The sequence below is a fragment of the Variovorax paradoxus B4 genome, assembly GCF_000463015.1.
In the GTDB taxonomy this organism is placed as follows: Bacteria; Pseudomonadota; Gammaproteobacteria; order Burkholderiales; family Burkholderiaceae_C; genus Variovorax; species Variovorax paradoxus_E.
In genome coordinates this window covers 455,734-470,030 of the sequence record NC_022247.1, presented here as the reverse complement: position 1 = coordinate 470,030, position 14,297 = coordinate 455,734, and the positions used below count along the sequence as shown (strand labels likewise).

At 67.9% G+C, this 14,297-nt stretch carries 15 protein-coding genes; 1 reads left to right on the top strand and 14 read right to left on the bottom strand.

Going from position 1 to position 14,297, the window contains the following annotated elements; all coding sequences use genetic code 11:
• Positions 1 to 11 precede the first annotated feature (11 nt).
• The 13 genes from VAPA_RS02185 to VAPA_RS02125 all read right to left on the bottom strand — a co-directional run bounded on the left by VAPA_RS02185 (position 12) and on the right by VAPA_RS02125 (position 12,454).
• Complete coding sequence (locus VAPA_RS02185) at positions 12 to 620, bottom strand: methyltransferase domain-containing protein (protein WP_021005133.1); 609 nt, start codon at positions 618 to 620, stop codon at positions 12 to 14.
• Positions 621 to 709: 89 nt separating this feature from the next.
• Positions 710 to 2,167 (bottom strand): SulP family inorganic anion transporter, encoded by a 1,458-nt coding sequence (locus tag VAPA_RS02180; RefSeq protein WP_021005132.1) that lies wholly within the window; start codon positions 2,165 to 2,167, stop codon positions 710 to 712.
• Positions 2,168 to 2,265: 98 nt separating this feature from the next.
• Complete coding sequence (locus tag VAPA_RS02175; RefSeq protein ID WP_021005131.1) at positions 2,266 to 2,979, bottom strand: SDR family oxidoreductase; 714 nt, start codon at positions 2,977 to 2,979, stop codon at positions 2,266 to 2,268.
• A gap of 171 nt (positions 2,980 to 3,150) precedes the next feature.
• Positions 3,151 to 3,759, bottom strand: a complete 609-nt coding sequence (locus VAPA_RS02170; protein WP_021005130.1) for a glutathione S-transferase — start codon at positions 3,757 to 3,759, stop codon at positions 3,151 to 3,153.
• A gap of 17 nt (positions 3,760 to 3,776) precedes the next feature.
• Entirely contained in the window at positions 3,777 to 5,492 is a 1,716-nt protein-coding gene (locus tag VAPA_RS02165; protein ID WP_021005129.1) for an FAD-dependent oxidoreductase, read from the bottom strand.
• Positions 5,492 to 6,235, bottom strand: a complete 744-nt coding sequence (locus VAPA_RS02160; RefSeq protein WP_021005128.1) for an SDR family NAD(P)-dependent oxidoreductase — start codon at positions 6,233 to 6,235, stop codon at positions 5,492 to 5,494. Before VAPA_RS02160 ends, VAPA_RS02165 begins: the two co-directional genes overlap by 1 nt.
• Before the next feature lie 24 nt (positions 6,236 to 6,259).
• Positions 6,260 to 7,009 (bottom strand): SDR family NAD(P)-dependent oxidoreductase, encoded by a 750-nt coding sequence (locus VAPA_RS02155; RefSeq protein WP_021005127.1) that lies wholly within the window; start codon positions 7,007 to 7,009, stop codon positions 6,260 to 6,262.
• Positions 7,010 to 7,035: 26 nt separating this feature from the next.
• A complete protein-coding gene (locus VAPA_RS02150; RefSeq protein WP_021005126.1) occupies positions 7,036 to 7,755 on the bottom strand; it encodes an ABC transporter ATP-binding protein in 720 nt (239 codons plus the stop codon).
• Entirely contained in the window at positions 7,748 to 8,524 is a 777-nt protein-coding gene (locus VAPA_RS02145) for an ABC transporter ATP-binding protein (protein ID WP_021005125.1), read from the bottom strand. The genes VAPA_RS02150 and VAPA_RS02145 overlap by 8 nt, the downstream gene beginning before the upstream one ends.
• The gene (locus VAPA_RS02140; RefSeq protein ID WP_021005124.1) at positions 8,521 to 9,504 is read right to left on the bottom strand and encodes a branched-chain amino acid ABC transporter permease; all 984 of its coding nucleotides are present in this window, start codon (positions 9,502 to 9,504) and stop codon (positions 8,521 to 8,523) included. The genes VAPA_RS02145 and VAPA_RS02140 overlap by 4 nt, the downstream gene beginning before the upstream one ends.
• Positions 9,501 to 10,403 carry a branched-chain amino acid ABC transporter permease gene (locus VAPA_RS02135; protein ID WP_021005123.1) on the bottom strand — a complete coding sequence of 301 codons (903 nt, stop codon included), beginning with the start codon at positions 10,401 to 10,403 and terminating at the stop codon, positions 9,501 to 9,503. Before VAPA_RS02135 ends, VAPA_RS02140 begins: the two co-directional genes overlap by 4 nt.
• Positions 10,404 to 10,416: 13 nt before the next feature.
• Positions 10,417 to 11,631: an ABC transporter substrate-binding protein gene (locus tag VAPA_RS02130; protein WP_021005122.1), complete on the bottom strand. Its 1,215-nt coding sequence runs from the start codon at positions 11,629 to 11,631 to the stop codon at positions 10,417 to 10,419.
• A 43-nt stretch (positions 11,632 to 11,674) separates the two neighbouring features.
• The gene (locus tag VAPA_RS02125; RefSeq protein ID WP_021005121.1) at positions 11,675 to 12,454 is read right to left on the bottom strand and encodes an SDR family NAD(P)-dependent oxidoreductase; all 780 of its coding nucleotides are present in this window, start codon (positions 12,452 to 12,454) and stop codon (positions 11,675 to 11,677) included.
• Between the two features lie 145 nt (positions 12,455 to 12,599).
• Here VAPA_RS02125 and VAPA_RS02120 point away from each other — a divergent pair, with 145 nt between their 5' ends.
• The gene (locus VAPA_RS02120) at positions 12,600 to 13,316 is read left to right on the top strand and encodes a GntR family transcriptional regulator (RefSeq protein WP_021005120.1); all 717 of its coding nucleotides are present in this window, start codon (positions 12,600 to 12,602) and stop codon (positions 13,314 to 13,316) included.
• Positions 13,317 to 13,330: 14 nt separating this feature from the next.
• On the opposite strand, the gene VAPA_RS02115 is transcribed toward VAPA_RS02120, so the two are convergent.
• The gene (locus VAPA_RS02115; RefSeq protein ID WP_021005119.1) at positions 13,331 to 14,209 is read right to left on the bottom strand and encodes an acyl-CoA thioesterase; all 879 of its coding nucleotides are present in this window, start codon (positions 14,207 to 14,209) and stop codon (positions 13,331 to 13,333) included.
• Between the last annotated feature and the right edge of the window lie 88 nt (positions 14,210 to 14,297).

Sequence of the window (14,297 nt, the reverse complement as noted above, 5' to 3'; positions counted from 1 at the left end):
GTCTCGGTTCGCTACAGCGGACGGCACGCCAGGAAGTTGGCCCACGTCACGTTGTCGCGGCCGATCCACTGGCTGTCCCAGCGCGTGCGCAGGCCCGCCGCTGCAAGCGCTTCGGCGAACCGGTCCTTCGCCCAGTACACGGTCTGGTAGTCGCCGTTCGTCTCGCCTTCGCCGATGCGCATGGCCGCCAGGAAAACCCCGCCGGGCTCGAGTGCGTCGAACACCTTGCGCAGGACCGGAGCGATCTGCGCGCGATCGACATGGATCAGCACGCACATCGCGAGGATCGCGCTGTAGGGTCCGCCCAGCGCATCCGTGACGACGTTGAGCAGCTCGCCCTTCTTGCCGCGCTCCGCCTGCAGATCGAGAAACGCCTGAACCGCATCGGTGCGCCTGACGACCCCGCCCAGGGCCTCGACGAAGTCGGCGTCCTGCCCCGAACCGGAACCGATCTCGAGCACGGCGCCGCCGGCGGGCACGAGTTGCATCATCCGGCGCAGCGCATCCTCGATCTCGGGTGGCCGGTGGCCCGCGATGATCGCGTTGTATTCGCGGGCGGACGCTTCGTAGGACTCGATGGTGCGGTGCATGTTCTTCAGCACCGGGGCGGGAATTTTCATGGAACCCTTTCCGCTCCATCGGACATCCGACGGGAACTGGAAAGGCTAGATGCAAGGCACCACCCGGCTCATGAGGAAAATCACCTAGCTCATTCGGGCGCAGCGTCGAGCCGCAGGATCAGGTCGCGGCTGGCCTGGTTGAGCCCGGCGACCTCCACCACGCTGCCGTGCTTGCGCAGACGCTCGACCACCTTGTTGAGCGCGGCCACCGCGGTCACGTCCCAGAGATGGGCTTGCGACACGTCGATGTGCACCGGCGCGCCGTCGATCTCGCGCACGTCGAAGGCATCCACCAGCATGTCGGCCGAGGCGAAGAACACCTGGCCCGTGACGCGGTAGACCCGCGCGCCGCCTTCGCCGGTTTCCTGGTGCACGTGCAGCAGCCGCGCCACCTTGAAGGTGAAGAACACGCCGCTGAGCATCACGCCGGTGGCCACGCCCGCGGCCAGGTTGTCGGTGGCGACGGTAACGGCCACCGTCGCGAGCATCACCGCGCTCGACATGCGCGGATGGCGCACCAGCGCGCGCAGCGAACCCCAGTCGAAAGTCGAGGCCGAGACCATCACCATGATCGCGACCAGCGCCGCCACCGGCACCTGCGACACCCAGGGCTTGAGCAGCACCATGAGGATCAGCAGGAACGCGCCCGCGAACAGCGTCGACAGCCGTCCGCGGCCGCCGTAGCGCACGTTGCTCACGGTCTGGCCGATCATTCCGCAGCCCGCGATGCCGCCGAAGAAGCTTGCCGCCACGTTGGCCACGCCGAGGCCGCTGCATTCGCGGTTCTTGGAGCTCGGCGTGTCGGTGAGGTCGTCCACCACGCTGGCGGTCATCATCGATTCGAGCAGGCCGACCATCGCGATGGCGAAGGCCGGCAGTGCGATGATGCGCAGCGTCTCGAGCGTCAGCGGCACCGACGGGAACGCAAGGGCCGGCAGCGCATCGGGCAAGTGCCCCAGGTCGGCCACGGTCTTGAGCGGCAGGTCCAGCCATAGCCCGGCGAGCGTCACCACCACGATGCACACCAGCGGCGACGGCACGGCCGTGGTGATGCGCGGCAGCAGGTAGATGATGGCCAGACCCAGGCCCACCATGGCCCAGGTCGCGGTGTTGGCGCCAATGAAGTGCGGCATCTGCGCCGCGAAGATCAGGATCGCGAGCGCGTTGACGAAACCCGTGCGCACCGAGGTGGAGACGAAGCGCATCAGCACGCCGAGCCGCAGCAACCCGAACACGATCTGCATCGCACCCGCCAGCACGCCGGCCGCCAGCAGGTACTGCAGCCCGTGCGCATGCACCAGCGGCGCGGCCACCAGTGCCACCGAGCCGGCCGCGGCCGACACCATGGCCGGCCGCCCGCCCGTGAAGGCGATGACGATGCCGATGATGAAAGACGCGAACAGCCCGACCGCCGGATCGACGCCAGCCACGAAGGAGAAGGCAATGACTTCGGGAATGAGCGCGAAGGTGGCGACGGCGCCGGCCATGAGTTCGCGCGGAATGCTCGGGCACCACTCGGTGCGCAGGCGGCTGTGTGGAGAAGACATGGATGGAGAAAACAGCCCGTGCGCGGCGACAGGGGCCGCGCCTCACGGGCAGGTGGTCTCGATTGTAGGTAGAGCCTCGGGCACCCGGCCGCTGGCCGTCACACCGAGCGCGTGATGCCGCCGTCCACGCGCAGGTTCTGCCCCGTGATGTAGCCCGCGCCTTCGGACGCGAGAAAGCCGATCACGGCCGCGATCTCGCTGCTCTTGCCGTAGCGGCCCATCGGAATGCGCGAGCGGAACTCGGGCTTCTCGGGCAGGCTGTCGATGAAGCCGGGCAGCACGTTGTTCATGCGCACGTTGTCCGCCGCGTACTTGTCGGCGAACAGCTTGGTGAACGCCGCGAGGCCGGCGCGGAACACGCCCGAGGTCGGAAACACGGGGTCGGGCTCGAAGGCGGCGAAGGTCGAGATGTTGATGATCGTGCCCCCGCCCTGCTTCACCATCAGCGGCGCCACGAGCCGCGCGGGGCGCACCGCGCTCAGCAGGTAGACGTCCATGCCGCGGTGCCAGTCTTCGTCGGTGATGTCGAGGATCGGCGCGCGCGGACCATGGCCCGCGCTGTTGACTAGCACGTCGACGCGGCCCCATTCGCCGGCCACCCGGTCCACGAGCCGCTTGAGGTCGTCGTTCGATTGGTTGGAGCCGGTCACGCCGATGCCGCCGAGTTCGGCGGCCAGCGCCTCGCCCTTGCCCGAAGACGAGAGGATGGCGACGCGAAAACCGTCGTCCGCGAGTTTGCGCGCCGCGGCCGCGCCCATGCCGCTGCCGCCGGCGGTGACGATGGCTACTTTTTTCTGTGCTTCGGAAGACATGTGGGTCCTTGGTTCATGCAAAGCTCGCAATTTAGCCAAGGATTCGGGGCGCTTGCACAGGCTGGGGCTCGGGCGCCGTTGTTCAGGGCGCGTGTACAGGCCACCGGGTACTCCCCTCCGCGAATGCGGAGCAAGGTACCCCGTCGGCGGGAGTGCGCCCTGAACCGCGCCCTACACCGCAGGCAAGGTCGCCTGCATCGAAGCACGCTGATTGAACGCATCGAACCACTTCGCGCTGTTCGGCGCACCCGCGCGCCAGTCGACCGCGGGGAAGCGGAAGTCCATGTAGCCCAGCGCACAGCCGAAGGCGATGGTGCCGATGTCGACGCGGCCGCCGAAAGAAGGCGCCGCCGTTTCGAGCCATTCGAGCCCGGTGCGCACCTTGGCCAGCTGACCGTCGGTCCACTCGGCCCAGCGCAGCTCCTCGGGGCGCAGCATGTTCTCGTAGCGGGCGAGCAATGCGGCGGCGGTCATGCCGTCGGCGAGCGCGAGTTCGGTCAGGCGCGCCCAGCGCTCCTTGCCGCCGGCGGGAAAGAGCTGGCCCGATTGCGTGGCGTCGAGGTACTCGCAGATCACGCGGCTGTCGAACAGCACCTGGCCGTCGTCGGTGATGAAGGTCGGCACCTGGCCGAGCGGGTTCTTCGGAATGATGGTGGCATCGCGCTTCACCGGACCGGCCGCGCTGGGCAGCTTCTCGATGCGGTCGGCGATGCCGAGCTCGTGGGCCACGACCATGCACTTGCGCACGAAGGGGGAAGCGGGGGAGAAGAAGATTTGCATGATGAGGTATGTGTTTTTCAGGCGTGTTCGACGGTGCCGCGGGCCAGGTGCATGCCGGCCACCCAGCCGAAGGTTAGCGCGGGCCCGAGCGTGATGCCCGGCGCAGGATATTCGCCGCCCATGACCGAGTGCATGTCGTTGCCCGCAACGTAGAGGCCGGCGATGGGCGCGCCCTGCGCATCGAGCGCGCGGGCGTTGCCGTCGGCGCGGATACCGAGCGCTGTGCCGATGTCGCCGGGGTACACCTTCACCGCATAGAACGGCGCCTGCTTCACCGGCGCGAGGCAGGCATTGGGCTGGTGATCGGGATCGCCGAGGTAGCGGTTGTAGGCGTCGCCGCCCTTGCCGAAGGCCGGGTCCTGCCCCTGCGCGGCGAGTGGGTTGTAGCGCGCGACGGTGCCCGCGAGGCCGGCCGGGTCCACGCCTGCCTGCTTCGCCAGGTCTTCCAGCGTGTCGGCGCGATAGAGATATCCTGCGCGCACGAGGTGCTCGCGCGGGCGACCGCCGGGCAATGCAAGGCCCAGGCCCCACTTCTCCATGAACGCGCTGTCGCACACCAGCAGCGCGGGAATGCTGGTAGCTTTGTCGTTCCCTCGGTACATGCCGCGCACGAATTCGTGGTACGAGGTCGCTTCGTTGACGAAGCGCTCGCCGCGCGCGTCGACGGCGATGAGGCCGGGCTTGGCCCGGTCCCACACGAGGTGCGGGTAACGCAGCACGCTGCCGTCGGGCCGCGTCAGCAGCGACACCGGCGCCCACAGCGCCGGCCCCGCGTGGCCCGTGCCGAGCACGCCGCCGGCCTGCTGCGCCATGGCGATGCCTTCGCCGGCATTGTCTTGCGGCGACATCGAATAAGGCCCGGTGGGCACTGGATAGTGCTGGCCGCGCATGGCCGCATTCCATGGAAATCCGCCGGTGGCGATGACCACGCCGCGCCGCGCATGCACCGTGATCTCCTTGCCGTCGCGGCACAGCTTCACGCCGGTGACCGTGCCGTTCGCATCCGTCTCCAGGCCGAGCGCCGGCGTGTCGAGCCAGAACGGAACGCCCTGCTGCAGCACGCTGTGAAAAAGCCGTGCCGCAAGCGCATTGCCCAGCAGCAGCCGCGTGCCACGGTGATGGCCGCTGAGGCGGTCACCAAAGTAGCGCAGCAACATCTTCACGCCGTTCTTCCATGAGGCGAACGAGCGCCAGACGCCGAGCAGATGCTTCACGTCGGTCATGTTGACCATCATTCCCCCGAGCACACAGAACTCGGGCAGGGGATCGCGCAATGTCTTGAAGTGCGCGCCGAGCAGCCGGCCGTCGAACTCGATGGGGTCGAGCGAACGGCCGCCCATGGCGGCGCCTTCGCGGTCGGGGTAGTAGTCGGGCGAGTAGGTGCGCGCGGCCAGTTGCACGTCGGTGCGCTCGCGCAGGTAGCGCAGCGCACGCGGACCTGCGTCGAGGAATGCGTGGCGCACTGCCTCGTCGCCGGCCGCGCCGACGGTGTTTTGCAGGTAGGTCCAGGCCTTGTCATGCGTGTCGGGATGGCCGGCCGCCTCCGCCTGGTCGTTGAGCGGCACCCAGACCGCACCGCCGGAGATTGCGGTCGAGCCGCCGATGCGGTCGGTCTTCTCCACCACCAGCACGTCGAGGCCTTCGAGCTTCGCGGTGAGCGCAGCCGAGAGTCCGCCCGCACCACTGCCGATGACCACGACGTCGTATTCGCTCTTCTCTTGCTGCTGCGCCATCAGGACCCCGAGCCGCCAAGCGACTTGCCGCCGTCGACGAAGAGCACCTGCCCGGTCACGAAGCAGGTCGCGGGCGACGCGAAGAAGGCGACTGCGTGCGCCACATCCTCGGGCTTGCCCGCGGCCCCCGTGGGCTGCAGCGCGAGCTGCGCGGCCAGCCGCTCGGGCGACAGCGCGCGCAGCAGCGGCGTGTCGATGAGTCCCGGCGCGATGGCGTTGACCATGATGCCGCGCGGCGCCAGCTCCATCGCGCTGGCGCGTGTGTAGCCGACCAGCGCGGCCTTCGAGGCCACGTAGTGCGGATGGTTCTTCGCGCCGAGGTACGCGCGCGACGCGATGTTGACGATGCGCGCGCCGTTGCCCATCTTGCGCGCAGCCTCCTGCGTGAGCGTGGCCACGGCCAGCAGGTTGACTTCGTACATGCGGCGGAAGTCGGCCGATGTCACGTCGAGGAATGCACGCTCGTCGAAGATGCCCGCGTTGTTGACCAGCGCCGCGAGCGGCGGCAACTGCTGCACCATCGCGCGCACCGCAGCCTCGTCGGTCAGATCGATGGCGCGGCACTCGACATCGAGCCCCGCCGCGCGCAGCACGGCGGTTTCGCGCCCGGCAAGCTCGCCGTTGTAGTCGGCCATCACCACGCGCCAGCCGTCGCGCGCCATGCGCTCGACGATGGCGCGGCCCATGCCGCTGGCGCCGCCGGTCACGAGGACGAGCGGTTTGTCTTGACTGGTGTTGTTCATGGTTGTTCCATTGGAAGGCAGCGCTCAGACCGCCAGGTAGCCACCATCGACCGGCAGCACCACGCCATTGACGTAGCTGGCCATCGAGGACGCAAGAAAGACAACCGGCCCGGCGATCTCGTCGGCCTCGCCGTGGCGCTTGGCGGGCACGCGGCTCAGGTACCAGTCGGTGCCGTGCTCGGTCTCGCGCTGGCCCGCGGTCATGTCGGTGACCATGAGCCCCGGCGCGACGGCATTCACGCGCACTCCGTAGGGTGCGAGGTCGCGCGCGAGCACCTGCGTGAGCGAGCGCACGCCACCCTTCGCCACCACGTAGCCGGCCGAAGAGATGCCCGCACCGAAGGCCACGATGGACGACAGGTTGACGATGTTGCCGCGCGTGCGCTTGAGCGCCGGCACGAAGGATTGCGTGACGTTGAAGACGCCCTGCAGGTTGACCGACATCACGCGGTCCCAGGCCTCGCGCGCGCCGGGCTCGTCGAACTTCGAGCGCGCGGAGATGCCGGCGTTGTTCACGAGGATGTCGATGTCCCCATGCGACGCGGCAATGCGCGCAGCAAGCGCATCGACCGCAGCCGCATCGCTCACGTCGACGCTTTCCGCATCGGCTCGGCCGCCGGCTTCGCGGATCGATGCGGCCACCTGCCGTGCGACTTCCAGATCGCGGTCGACCACGACCACAAGCGCGCCTTCAGAGGCCATGCGGCGCGCGATGGCCTCGCCCAGGCCGCGCGCGGCACCGGTGACGAGCGAGAGTTTGTCTTTGAGAAGCATGAACTGTCCTTCAGGGGGAAACGGCGTCAGACGCCGAGGTAGGCGCGCCGCACGGCCTCGTCGTTCGCGAGCCGGGCAGCAGGCCCGTGCAGGGAGATCTCGCCGTTCTCCAGGATGTAGCCGTAGCTCGACACCGCCAGCGCGAGCTGCACGTTCTGCTCGACCAGCAGGATGGTGATCTTCTGCTCGCGGTGCAGCCGCTCGATGATCTCGAACATCTGCTCGACCAGCAGCGGCGACAGGCCCATCGACGGTTCGTCGAACAGCATCACGCGCGGCCGCGCCATCACCGCGCGGCCGATCGCCAGCATCTGCTGCTCGCCGCCCGAAAGCGTGGCGGCCATCTGGTGCTGACGCTCCTTGAGGCGCGGGAACATCGTGTAGACCGCTTCGAGATCGCTGCGGATGCCCGCGCGGTCACGGCGCAGGTAGGCGCCGAGGTCGAGGTTCTCGCGCACGCTCATGTCGCGGAACACCTGGCGGCCCTCGGGCACCTGCACGATGCCGCGCTTGACCAGCGCGTCGGAGCCGAGCCTGTCGATGCGCTCGCCGGCCAGGCGCACCTCGCCGTGCGTGCAGTCCACGAGGTTCGAGATGCAGTTGAGCGTGGTCGTCTTGCCCGCACCATTGCTGCCGAGCAGCGCGACGATCTCGCCCTCGGGCACGTCGACCGACACGTTGCACAGCGCCTGGATGCGGCCATACGCGGCCGAGATCGAGCGCAGCGACAACAAGGCTTCAGCCATGTGCGGCCCCTTTTTCATTTCCTTTTCCCAGATAGGCTTCGATGACGCGGGCGTTGCTGCCGATCTCCGCAGGCGTGCCTTCCGCGATCTTTTCTCCGAAAGCCATCACGGTGATGCGGTCCGAGATCGACATCACGAGCTGCATCACGTGCTCGACCAGAAGCACGGTAATGCCGTCGCGCGCGACCAGTTCCTTCAGCAGGCGGTCGAGGCTTTCGATCTCGCGGTTGCGCAGGCCGGCAGCGGGCTCGTCGAGCAGCAGCAGCTTGGGGCGAATGGCGAGCGCCCGTGCGAGTTCGAGCAGCTTCTGGCGGCCGAAGTCGAGATCGCGCGCCGGCTGGTGCCGCTCGCCGGCCAGGCCCACGCGCTCCAGCAGGTGCAGCGCGAAGTCCTCGGTCTCGCGGTCGGGGCGGCGCAGCAGCCGGCCGAGCGTGTTGGCCCCGTGCGCATGGGTGCCGAGCAGCACGTTCTCCAGCACCGACAGTTCGGCGAATAGCTCCAGGTTCTGGAAGGTGCGCGCGATGCCGAGGGACGCCATGCGGTGCGGCGACACGCGCGTGAGCTCGCGCCCTTCGAAGCTGACGCTGCCGCTCGTGGGCGTGTAGAAGCGCGAGATGCAGTTGAAGGTGGTCGACTTGCCCGCGCCGTTGGGCCCGATGAGTGCATGGATACGGCCCTGCTCCACCTGGAACGACAGCCCGTTCACCGCCTTGAGGCCGCCGAACACCACGCTGACGTCGCGCACGTCGAGAAATGCCGTGGCGTTCATGCCTGCTTCTCCATCACGGCCACCGATGCGGCGCGCTGTTGCTTGCGGCGCGCCGCGAAGAGCGATGCCATGCCCTTGGGCAGGAACATCATGAAGAGCATGAGGATGCCGCCGTAAATGATTTCCTGGTACGAAGGGGCCTGCCGCAGCAGCTCCGACACCAGGCCGAACACGATGGCGCCCGCCACCGCGCCGCGCACCGATCCGAGCCCGCCGACCACCACCATCGTGAGGATCAGGATCGTGGTCTGGAAGCCCAGGCTCTCGGGATGGATGAACGAGGTGAAAAGCGTGTACATGCCGCCCGCCACGCCCGCGAAGGCCGCCGACAGCACGAAGGCCGTGACCTTGACCGCGCGCGTGTTCACGCCCATGGCAATGGCCGCCACGTCGCTCTCGCGCACCGCGCGAAACGACGAGCCCAGCCGCGAACGCGACAGCGCCACCGTGAGCCACAGCATCAGCGCCGCGATGGCCACCACGAAGGGGTAGGCCTGCAGGTCGTTCATCAACTGGTAGCCGCCAAGGGAGGCCGGCTTCATCTGCAGGCCGTTGGAGCCGTTGGTCACCCGCTCCCAGTTCAGGAACACCCATTGCATCGCCTCGCCGAACGCGAAGGTCGCGAGCGCCAGGTAGATGTCGCGCATGCGCAGGGCCAGCAGGCCGATCACCCAGCCCAGCACGGCCGAAAGCACCGCACCCGCGAGGATCGACACGAAGAACGGCGGCTGCCACTGGTTGTTGATGAGCCCCGCCGTGTAGATGCCGATGCCGAAGAAGGCCGCATGCGACAGCGCGAACTGCCCCGTCTCGCCGATGACCAGGTGCATGCCGAGCGCGAGCACTGTGAACACCATCAGCAGATTGACCACGTACAGCACATAGCCGCTGGTGGTGAAGGGCAGCACCGCGAGCACCACCGCCATGGCGAGCAGCACCGTGCGATCCCACCAGGGAGAAGAAATCGAAGAGGCACTCATACCTTCTTCACCTGCGGCTTGCCGCCGAGCAGCCCCTGCGGACGCACCAGCAGCACCACCATGATCGCCACGAAGGGCGCGACCACGATGGCGTTGGACGAGATGAACAGCCCCACCAGGTTCTCGACGATGCCGATGATGAAGCCGCCGACCACAGCGCCCGGCAGGCTGGCGAAGCCGCCGACGATGGCGGCCGCGTAGGCCAGGATCGCGATGTGCCCGATGTCGGGCGTGATGAGGATCTTGGGCGTGATGAGCAGCGCCGAGATGGCCGAGATGACGCCCGTGAGCGCCCAGATCTTCATGCGGATCGTGCCGAGCTTCACGCCCACGATCTGTGCGCCGCGCGGGTTCATGCCCACCGCGCGCATGGCCTGCCCGGTGCGGGTGCGCGTGAACATCAGGTACAGCAGCACCATCACCACCACGGCCGAGCCAAAGATGGCCAGGTCGAGCAGCGTGAGCGAGGCCTGCCCGATCATGACCGGGTCCTGCGGCACCAGCGAAGGCAGCGAGCGCGGCGTGTCGCCCAGCCCCGTCTTGCGCACCAGGCCCTTAAGCAGGTAGGCGAAGCCCAGCGTGGCGATGACGAGCTGCACGCCTACGCCGCGCGACGCGGTCACGCGCTGCATCACCACGCGCTGGAACGCTGCGGCGAGCAAGGCGGTGACCGCGATGCTCGCAAGCACCGCGCCCCAATAGGGCCAGCCCCATACCACCAGCGGGAAGAGCGCCGCGTAGCCGCCGGCCATGAAGATCTCGCCCTGCGAGAAGTTCGGCACGTCGGTGGTCTTGAAGACCATCACGATCGCCACCGCGAGCAGCGCATAGACGCTGCCCGTGACGATGCCGGACAGCACGCCCTGCTGCACGAAAAGCCAGATGTCGGAAGGGCTCATGCGATGCTCGCCCTCAGGGCTTGTACTTCCACACGCTCTTGTAGCTGCCCGGCACCAGCGCCATGTTGCTGCCGTCGAACTTGATGTAGATCGCCGCCTCCTGCGCCGCGCGGTCGTCCGGGCCGAATTCGATCGGGCCGGCCATCACGCCGGAGTCGAACTTCATCGTCGAGAGCGCCGCCAGCACCTTCTCGCGCGTGGGGTTCGGGCCCGCGGCCTTCAGAGCGTTGACCACCGCCATCGCCGATGGAATGCCGTAGGGCATGTAGGTCTGCGGGTAGCCGGGTTTCGAGGCCAGGTCTGGGTAGGCGGCCTTGTACATGTCGTACACCCACTTGAGCTTGGGGCCGCCGGGAAGGTCGGCCAGCACTTCCTGGATGTAGACGTTCTTGAAGGCGTCCTTGTTGCCCACGTTCTCCACCAGTTGCTTCAGGTCGGCGGTGGAGTTGACGGCCAGCACGATGGGCTTGTTGAAGCCCAGTTCGAAAGCGCGCTTGACAATCAGGCTCACGGGTCGCGCATAGGTCGTGAGCAGCAGCACGTCGGGGTTGGCAGCCTTGATCTTGAGCATGGGCGCCGTGACGTCGGTGATGTTCGGATTGACCGACTGCACCTGCAGGTCGACGCCGCCGAGCGCCTTGGCCTGCGCCTGGGCCGATTCGAGGTTCCAGCCGCCGTAGGCGTCGTCGTGGTTGATGTAGCCGATCTTCTTCGCCTTGAGCTGCTCGCTCGCGAACTGCACCATGGAGCCGCCCACGGCGTGCTGCGAGATCGAGAACGCGCCGTAGATGTACCTCGACGGCGGATACAGCGCCCCGTCGCCCGAGGCGTTGAGCATCACGAGCGGGATCTTCGCGCGCTCGACGTATTCGCGCGCGCCCACCACGGCCGCGGAGCACGAGCCGCCGTTGAGCAGGAACACCTGGTCCTGCTCGGTGAGCTTCTTCACCGCGGCCAGCAGGTCGTTGGCGTTGCAGCGGTCGTCCTCCACCACGAGCTCGATCTTGCGGCCGTTCACACCGCCTTCCTTGTTGACCTTGTCGTAGTACATCCTGGCGGCGTTGATCACGTCGAAGCCGTAGTTCATCGACGCGCCCGACATCGGCGAGAACATGCCGATCTTGATGGTCTTGTCGGTGAGGCCGGGTTCGGACTGCGCGAACGCGGCGGGCACCAGCGCGCACAGTGCCGCGCTGGTGGCCAGGGCCGAAAGCAGGTTCTTCTTCATGGTGCTGTCTCCGTTGGAATAAAGGGAAGGCGGGCCGTGGGCCCTACTGCATGCGGTAGCCGCCGTTGACGTCGATCACGTTGCCCGTGATGTAGGCCGCCTGCTCCGAGGCAAGGTAATCGACCGCACCCGCCACGTCGTCCACCGTGCCGATGCGCCCGAGCGGGATGTTGGCGGCCGCCGCCTCCAGCGCGCCGCTGCTGCGCACGGTGCCGCGCAGCATGTCGGTGTCGATGAGGCCGGGCGCCACCGCGTTGACGGTCACGCCCAGGTGCGCCGATTCGCGCGCCATGGCCTTGGTGAGGCCGAGCACCGCCGACTTCGCGCCGATGTAGGTCGCGCTCGAACGGTAGCCGCCGAGCTGTGCCGCCACCGAGCCGAAGGTGACGATGCGGCCATGCGCCACAGGTGCCACCTCGCGGCGGCGCAGGTAGGCGCGCCCGCACAGGAACACGCTGCGTGCGTTCACTGCGAAGGTGCGTTCCCAGTCTTCGAGCGTGGTGTCCTTGATGAGCGAGCGCTCGCCGCCGGGCATCAGCAAGATGCCGGCCACGCAGACCAGCGCGGCGACCGGACCGAGCTTGCTTTCGACGTCGTCGAATGCGGCTTCGACGGCAGCCTCTTCGCTCACGTCGAACTGGCGGAAGTGGTGGCCTTCGCCGAGAGCCTCTGCCACGGCGCGGGCGTTGTCGCCGTCGATGTCGGCCACAACGACGCGATAGCCGCTGGCCGCGAGACGGCGGCACACGGCCTCGCCGATACCCCGGCCGCCACCGGTCACGAGGGCCAGCCGGCCGTGGGGTTGTGCATGATGTTCCGCCATGGCAGCAGGGTCTCCGGGCCGCGCTCATGCGGCTTGAAAGTTGATCGAGGATCGCATTGTGTATACATGGCAACATGAATGCGCCCTCGTTTTCCCTAATAACTCGAACCATTGCCCAAATTTACAGGCATCATGTATACCTGACATGGACACACTCTCTCAACAAGTCACCGAGACGCTGCGCGCCTGGATCCTTCACGGGCGGCTTGCGCCCGGCATGCGCGTGGAGGAAGTGCCCATCGCGGAAAGCCTCAAGGTGTCGCGCACGCCAGTGCGCACCGCGCTGGCCGCGCTGGCAATGGAGGGGCTGATCGATCACCAGCCGAAGAAGGGTTACCTCGTGCGCTCGTTCGCGCTCGAGGACATCCTGGCGGCCTACGAGGTGCGCTCGGTGCTCGAGGGGCTGGCCTGCCGGCGCTTTGCCGCGCTCGGCGTGGACGAGCCGACCGCCGCGCTACTGCACGAATGCCTGCGCGAAGGCGACGAAATACTTGCGAAGGGCAAGCTGCTGGTGGAAGACCTCGCGCCCTATCAGCAGATGAACGTGCGACTGCACAACGCGCTGATGCAGGGCGCCCGCAATCCGTGGGTGATGCGCTTCGGCGCGCAGGCGCAGGCGGTGCCCTTCGCGTCGGACCGGATCATGCTGTGGAACGACCACGGCGTGATCCTGCGTTCGCACGACGACCACCACCGCATCGTGCATGCGGTGATTTCGGGCGACGCGGCACGCGCGGAGCAATTGATGCGCGAGCATGTGTACTACGCGGGCATCCTGCTGCGCGACAACTACCAGCGGCTGCTCGACGAGCGCAGCCGCGACGGCGCCTCGGGACCGCTGACCGCCGAAACGCCGCCATAGCGGCAACCAGCCCTTCAGCGCCTGACGCGCAGCATGCCCTCTTGCGCCGTGGACGCCACCAGCCGCCCGTCGCGCGTGAACAGGCTGCCGCGGCACAGGCCGCGCGCGCCGCTGGCGCTCGGCGAATCCAGCACGTAGAGCAGCCAGTCGTCCATGCGGAAATCGCGGTGGAACCACATCGCGTGGTCGAGGCTCGCGGGGCGCACCTGGCCGCTCATGAAGCTCAGGCCGTGCGGCAGCATCGCAGCGCGCAGCAGGCCGTGGTCGGAGGCATAGGCGAGCAGCGCGCGGTGCACCACCGGGTCGTCGGGCAGCGGCGCGATGGCGCGCATCCAGATCGCGCTTTCGGACGGACGCACCTCCGGCGTCAGCAGATCGTCGGCCTCGACGCGGCGGTATTCGATGCCGTGCGGCTCCAGGCCCTTGATGCGCCAGCGTTCGGGCAGGCGCTCGCCAAGCGCGAGGCGCTGGTCGAGTTCGCTCGCGAGCCCCTCGGGACCAACGACAGTGGGCATGTCGAACTGGTGCTCGACGCCGTCGTCCACCGTCTGGAAGGAGGCCGACATCTCGAAGATGATGCGTTCCTGCTGGCGCGCCACCACGTGCCGCGTGGTGAAGCTGCGGCCGTCGCGCACGCGGTCCACGCTGTATTCGATGGGTGCATGCTCGCCCGGCAGGAGGAAGTAGGCGTGCATCGAATGCACGGGGCGGTCGGCACCGACCGTGAGGCTCGCGGCCGCGAGCGACTGGCCGAGCACCTGGCCGCCGAACACGGCGGGCGTGCCGATGTCTTCGCTCTGGGCCAGGAAGCGGTCGCCCCCGAGCGGCTCGAGCTGCATGAGCGCGACGAGTTCGTCGACAAGGCGGGCGGCGGTGGCGGGATCGGTGGTCATCGGGGGCGTTCAATGCGAAAGAAGCAACCCTCGACCATAGCAAAGGCCGCGCCCGCGGGCTGTCGCGGGGCGGTCAGTACCCGCCAGG

Bases quoted from the DNA above. Each gene is read 5' to 3' on its own strand.
- VAPA_RS02185 (WP_021005133.1), bottom strand. From the start codon at position 620: ATGAAAATTCCCGCCCCGGTGCTGAAGAACATGCACCGCACCATCGAG.
- VAPA_RS02140 (WP_021005124.1), bottom strand. From the start codon at position 9,504: ATGAGTGCCTCTTCGATTTCTTCTCCCTGGTGGGATCGCACGGTGCTG.
- VAPA_RS02180 (WP_021005132.1), bottom strand. From the start codon at position 2,167: ATGTCTTCTCCACACAGCCGCCTGCGCACCGAGTGGTGCCCGAGCATT.
- VAPA_RS02155 (WP_021005127.1), bottom strand. From the start codon at position 7,009: ATGCTTCTCAAAGACAAACTCTCGCTCGTCACCGGTGCCGCGCGCGGC.
- VAPA_RS02170 (WP_021005130.1), bottom strand. From the start codon at position 3,759: ATGCAAATCTTCTTCTCCCCCGCTTCCCCCTTCGTGCGCAAGTGCATG.
- VAPA_RS02160 (WP_021005128.1), bottom strand. From the start codon at position 6,235: ATGAACAACACCAGTCAAGACAAACCGCTCGTCCTCGTGACCGGCGGC.
- VAPA_RS02125 (WP_021005121.1), bottom strand. From the start codon at position 12,454: ATGGCGGAACATCATGCACAACCCCACGGCCGGCTGGCCCTCGTGACC.
- VAPA_RS02115 (WP_021005119.1), bottom strand. From the start codon at position 14,209: ATGACCACCGATCCCGCCACCGCCGCCCGCCTTGTCGACGAACTCGTC.
- VAPA_RS02130 (WP_021005122.1), bottom strand. From the start codon at position 11,631: ATGAAGAAGAACCTGCTTTCGGCCCTGGCCACCAGCGCGGCACTGTGC.
- VAPA_RS02120 (WP_021005120.1), top strand. From the start codon at position 12,600: ATGGACACACTCTCTCAACAAGTCACCGAGACGCTGCGCGCCTGGATC.
- VAPA_RS02150 (WP_021005126.1), bottom strand. From the start codon at position 7,755: ATGGCTGAAGCCTTGTTGTCGCTGCGCTCGATCTCGGCCGCGTATGGC.
- VAPA_RS02135 (WP_021005123.1), bottom strand. From the start codon at position 10,403: ATGAGCCCTTCCGACATCTGGCTTTTCGTGCAGCAGGGCGTGCTGTCC.
- VAPA_RS02145 (WP_021005125.1), bottom strand. From the start codon at position 8,524: ATGAACGCCACGGCATTTCTCGACGTGCGCGACGTCAGCGTGGTGTTC.
- VAPA_RS02165 (WP_021005129.1), bottom strand. From the start codon at position 5,492: ATGGCGCAGCAGCAAGAGAAGAGCGAATACGACGTCGTGGTCATCGGC.
- VAPA_RS02175 (WP_021005131.1), bottom strand. From the start codon at position 2,979: ATGTCTTCCGAAGCACAGAAAAAAGTAGCCATCGTCACCGCCGGCGGC.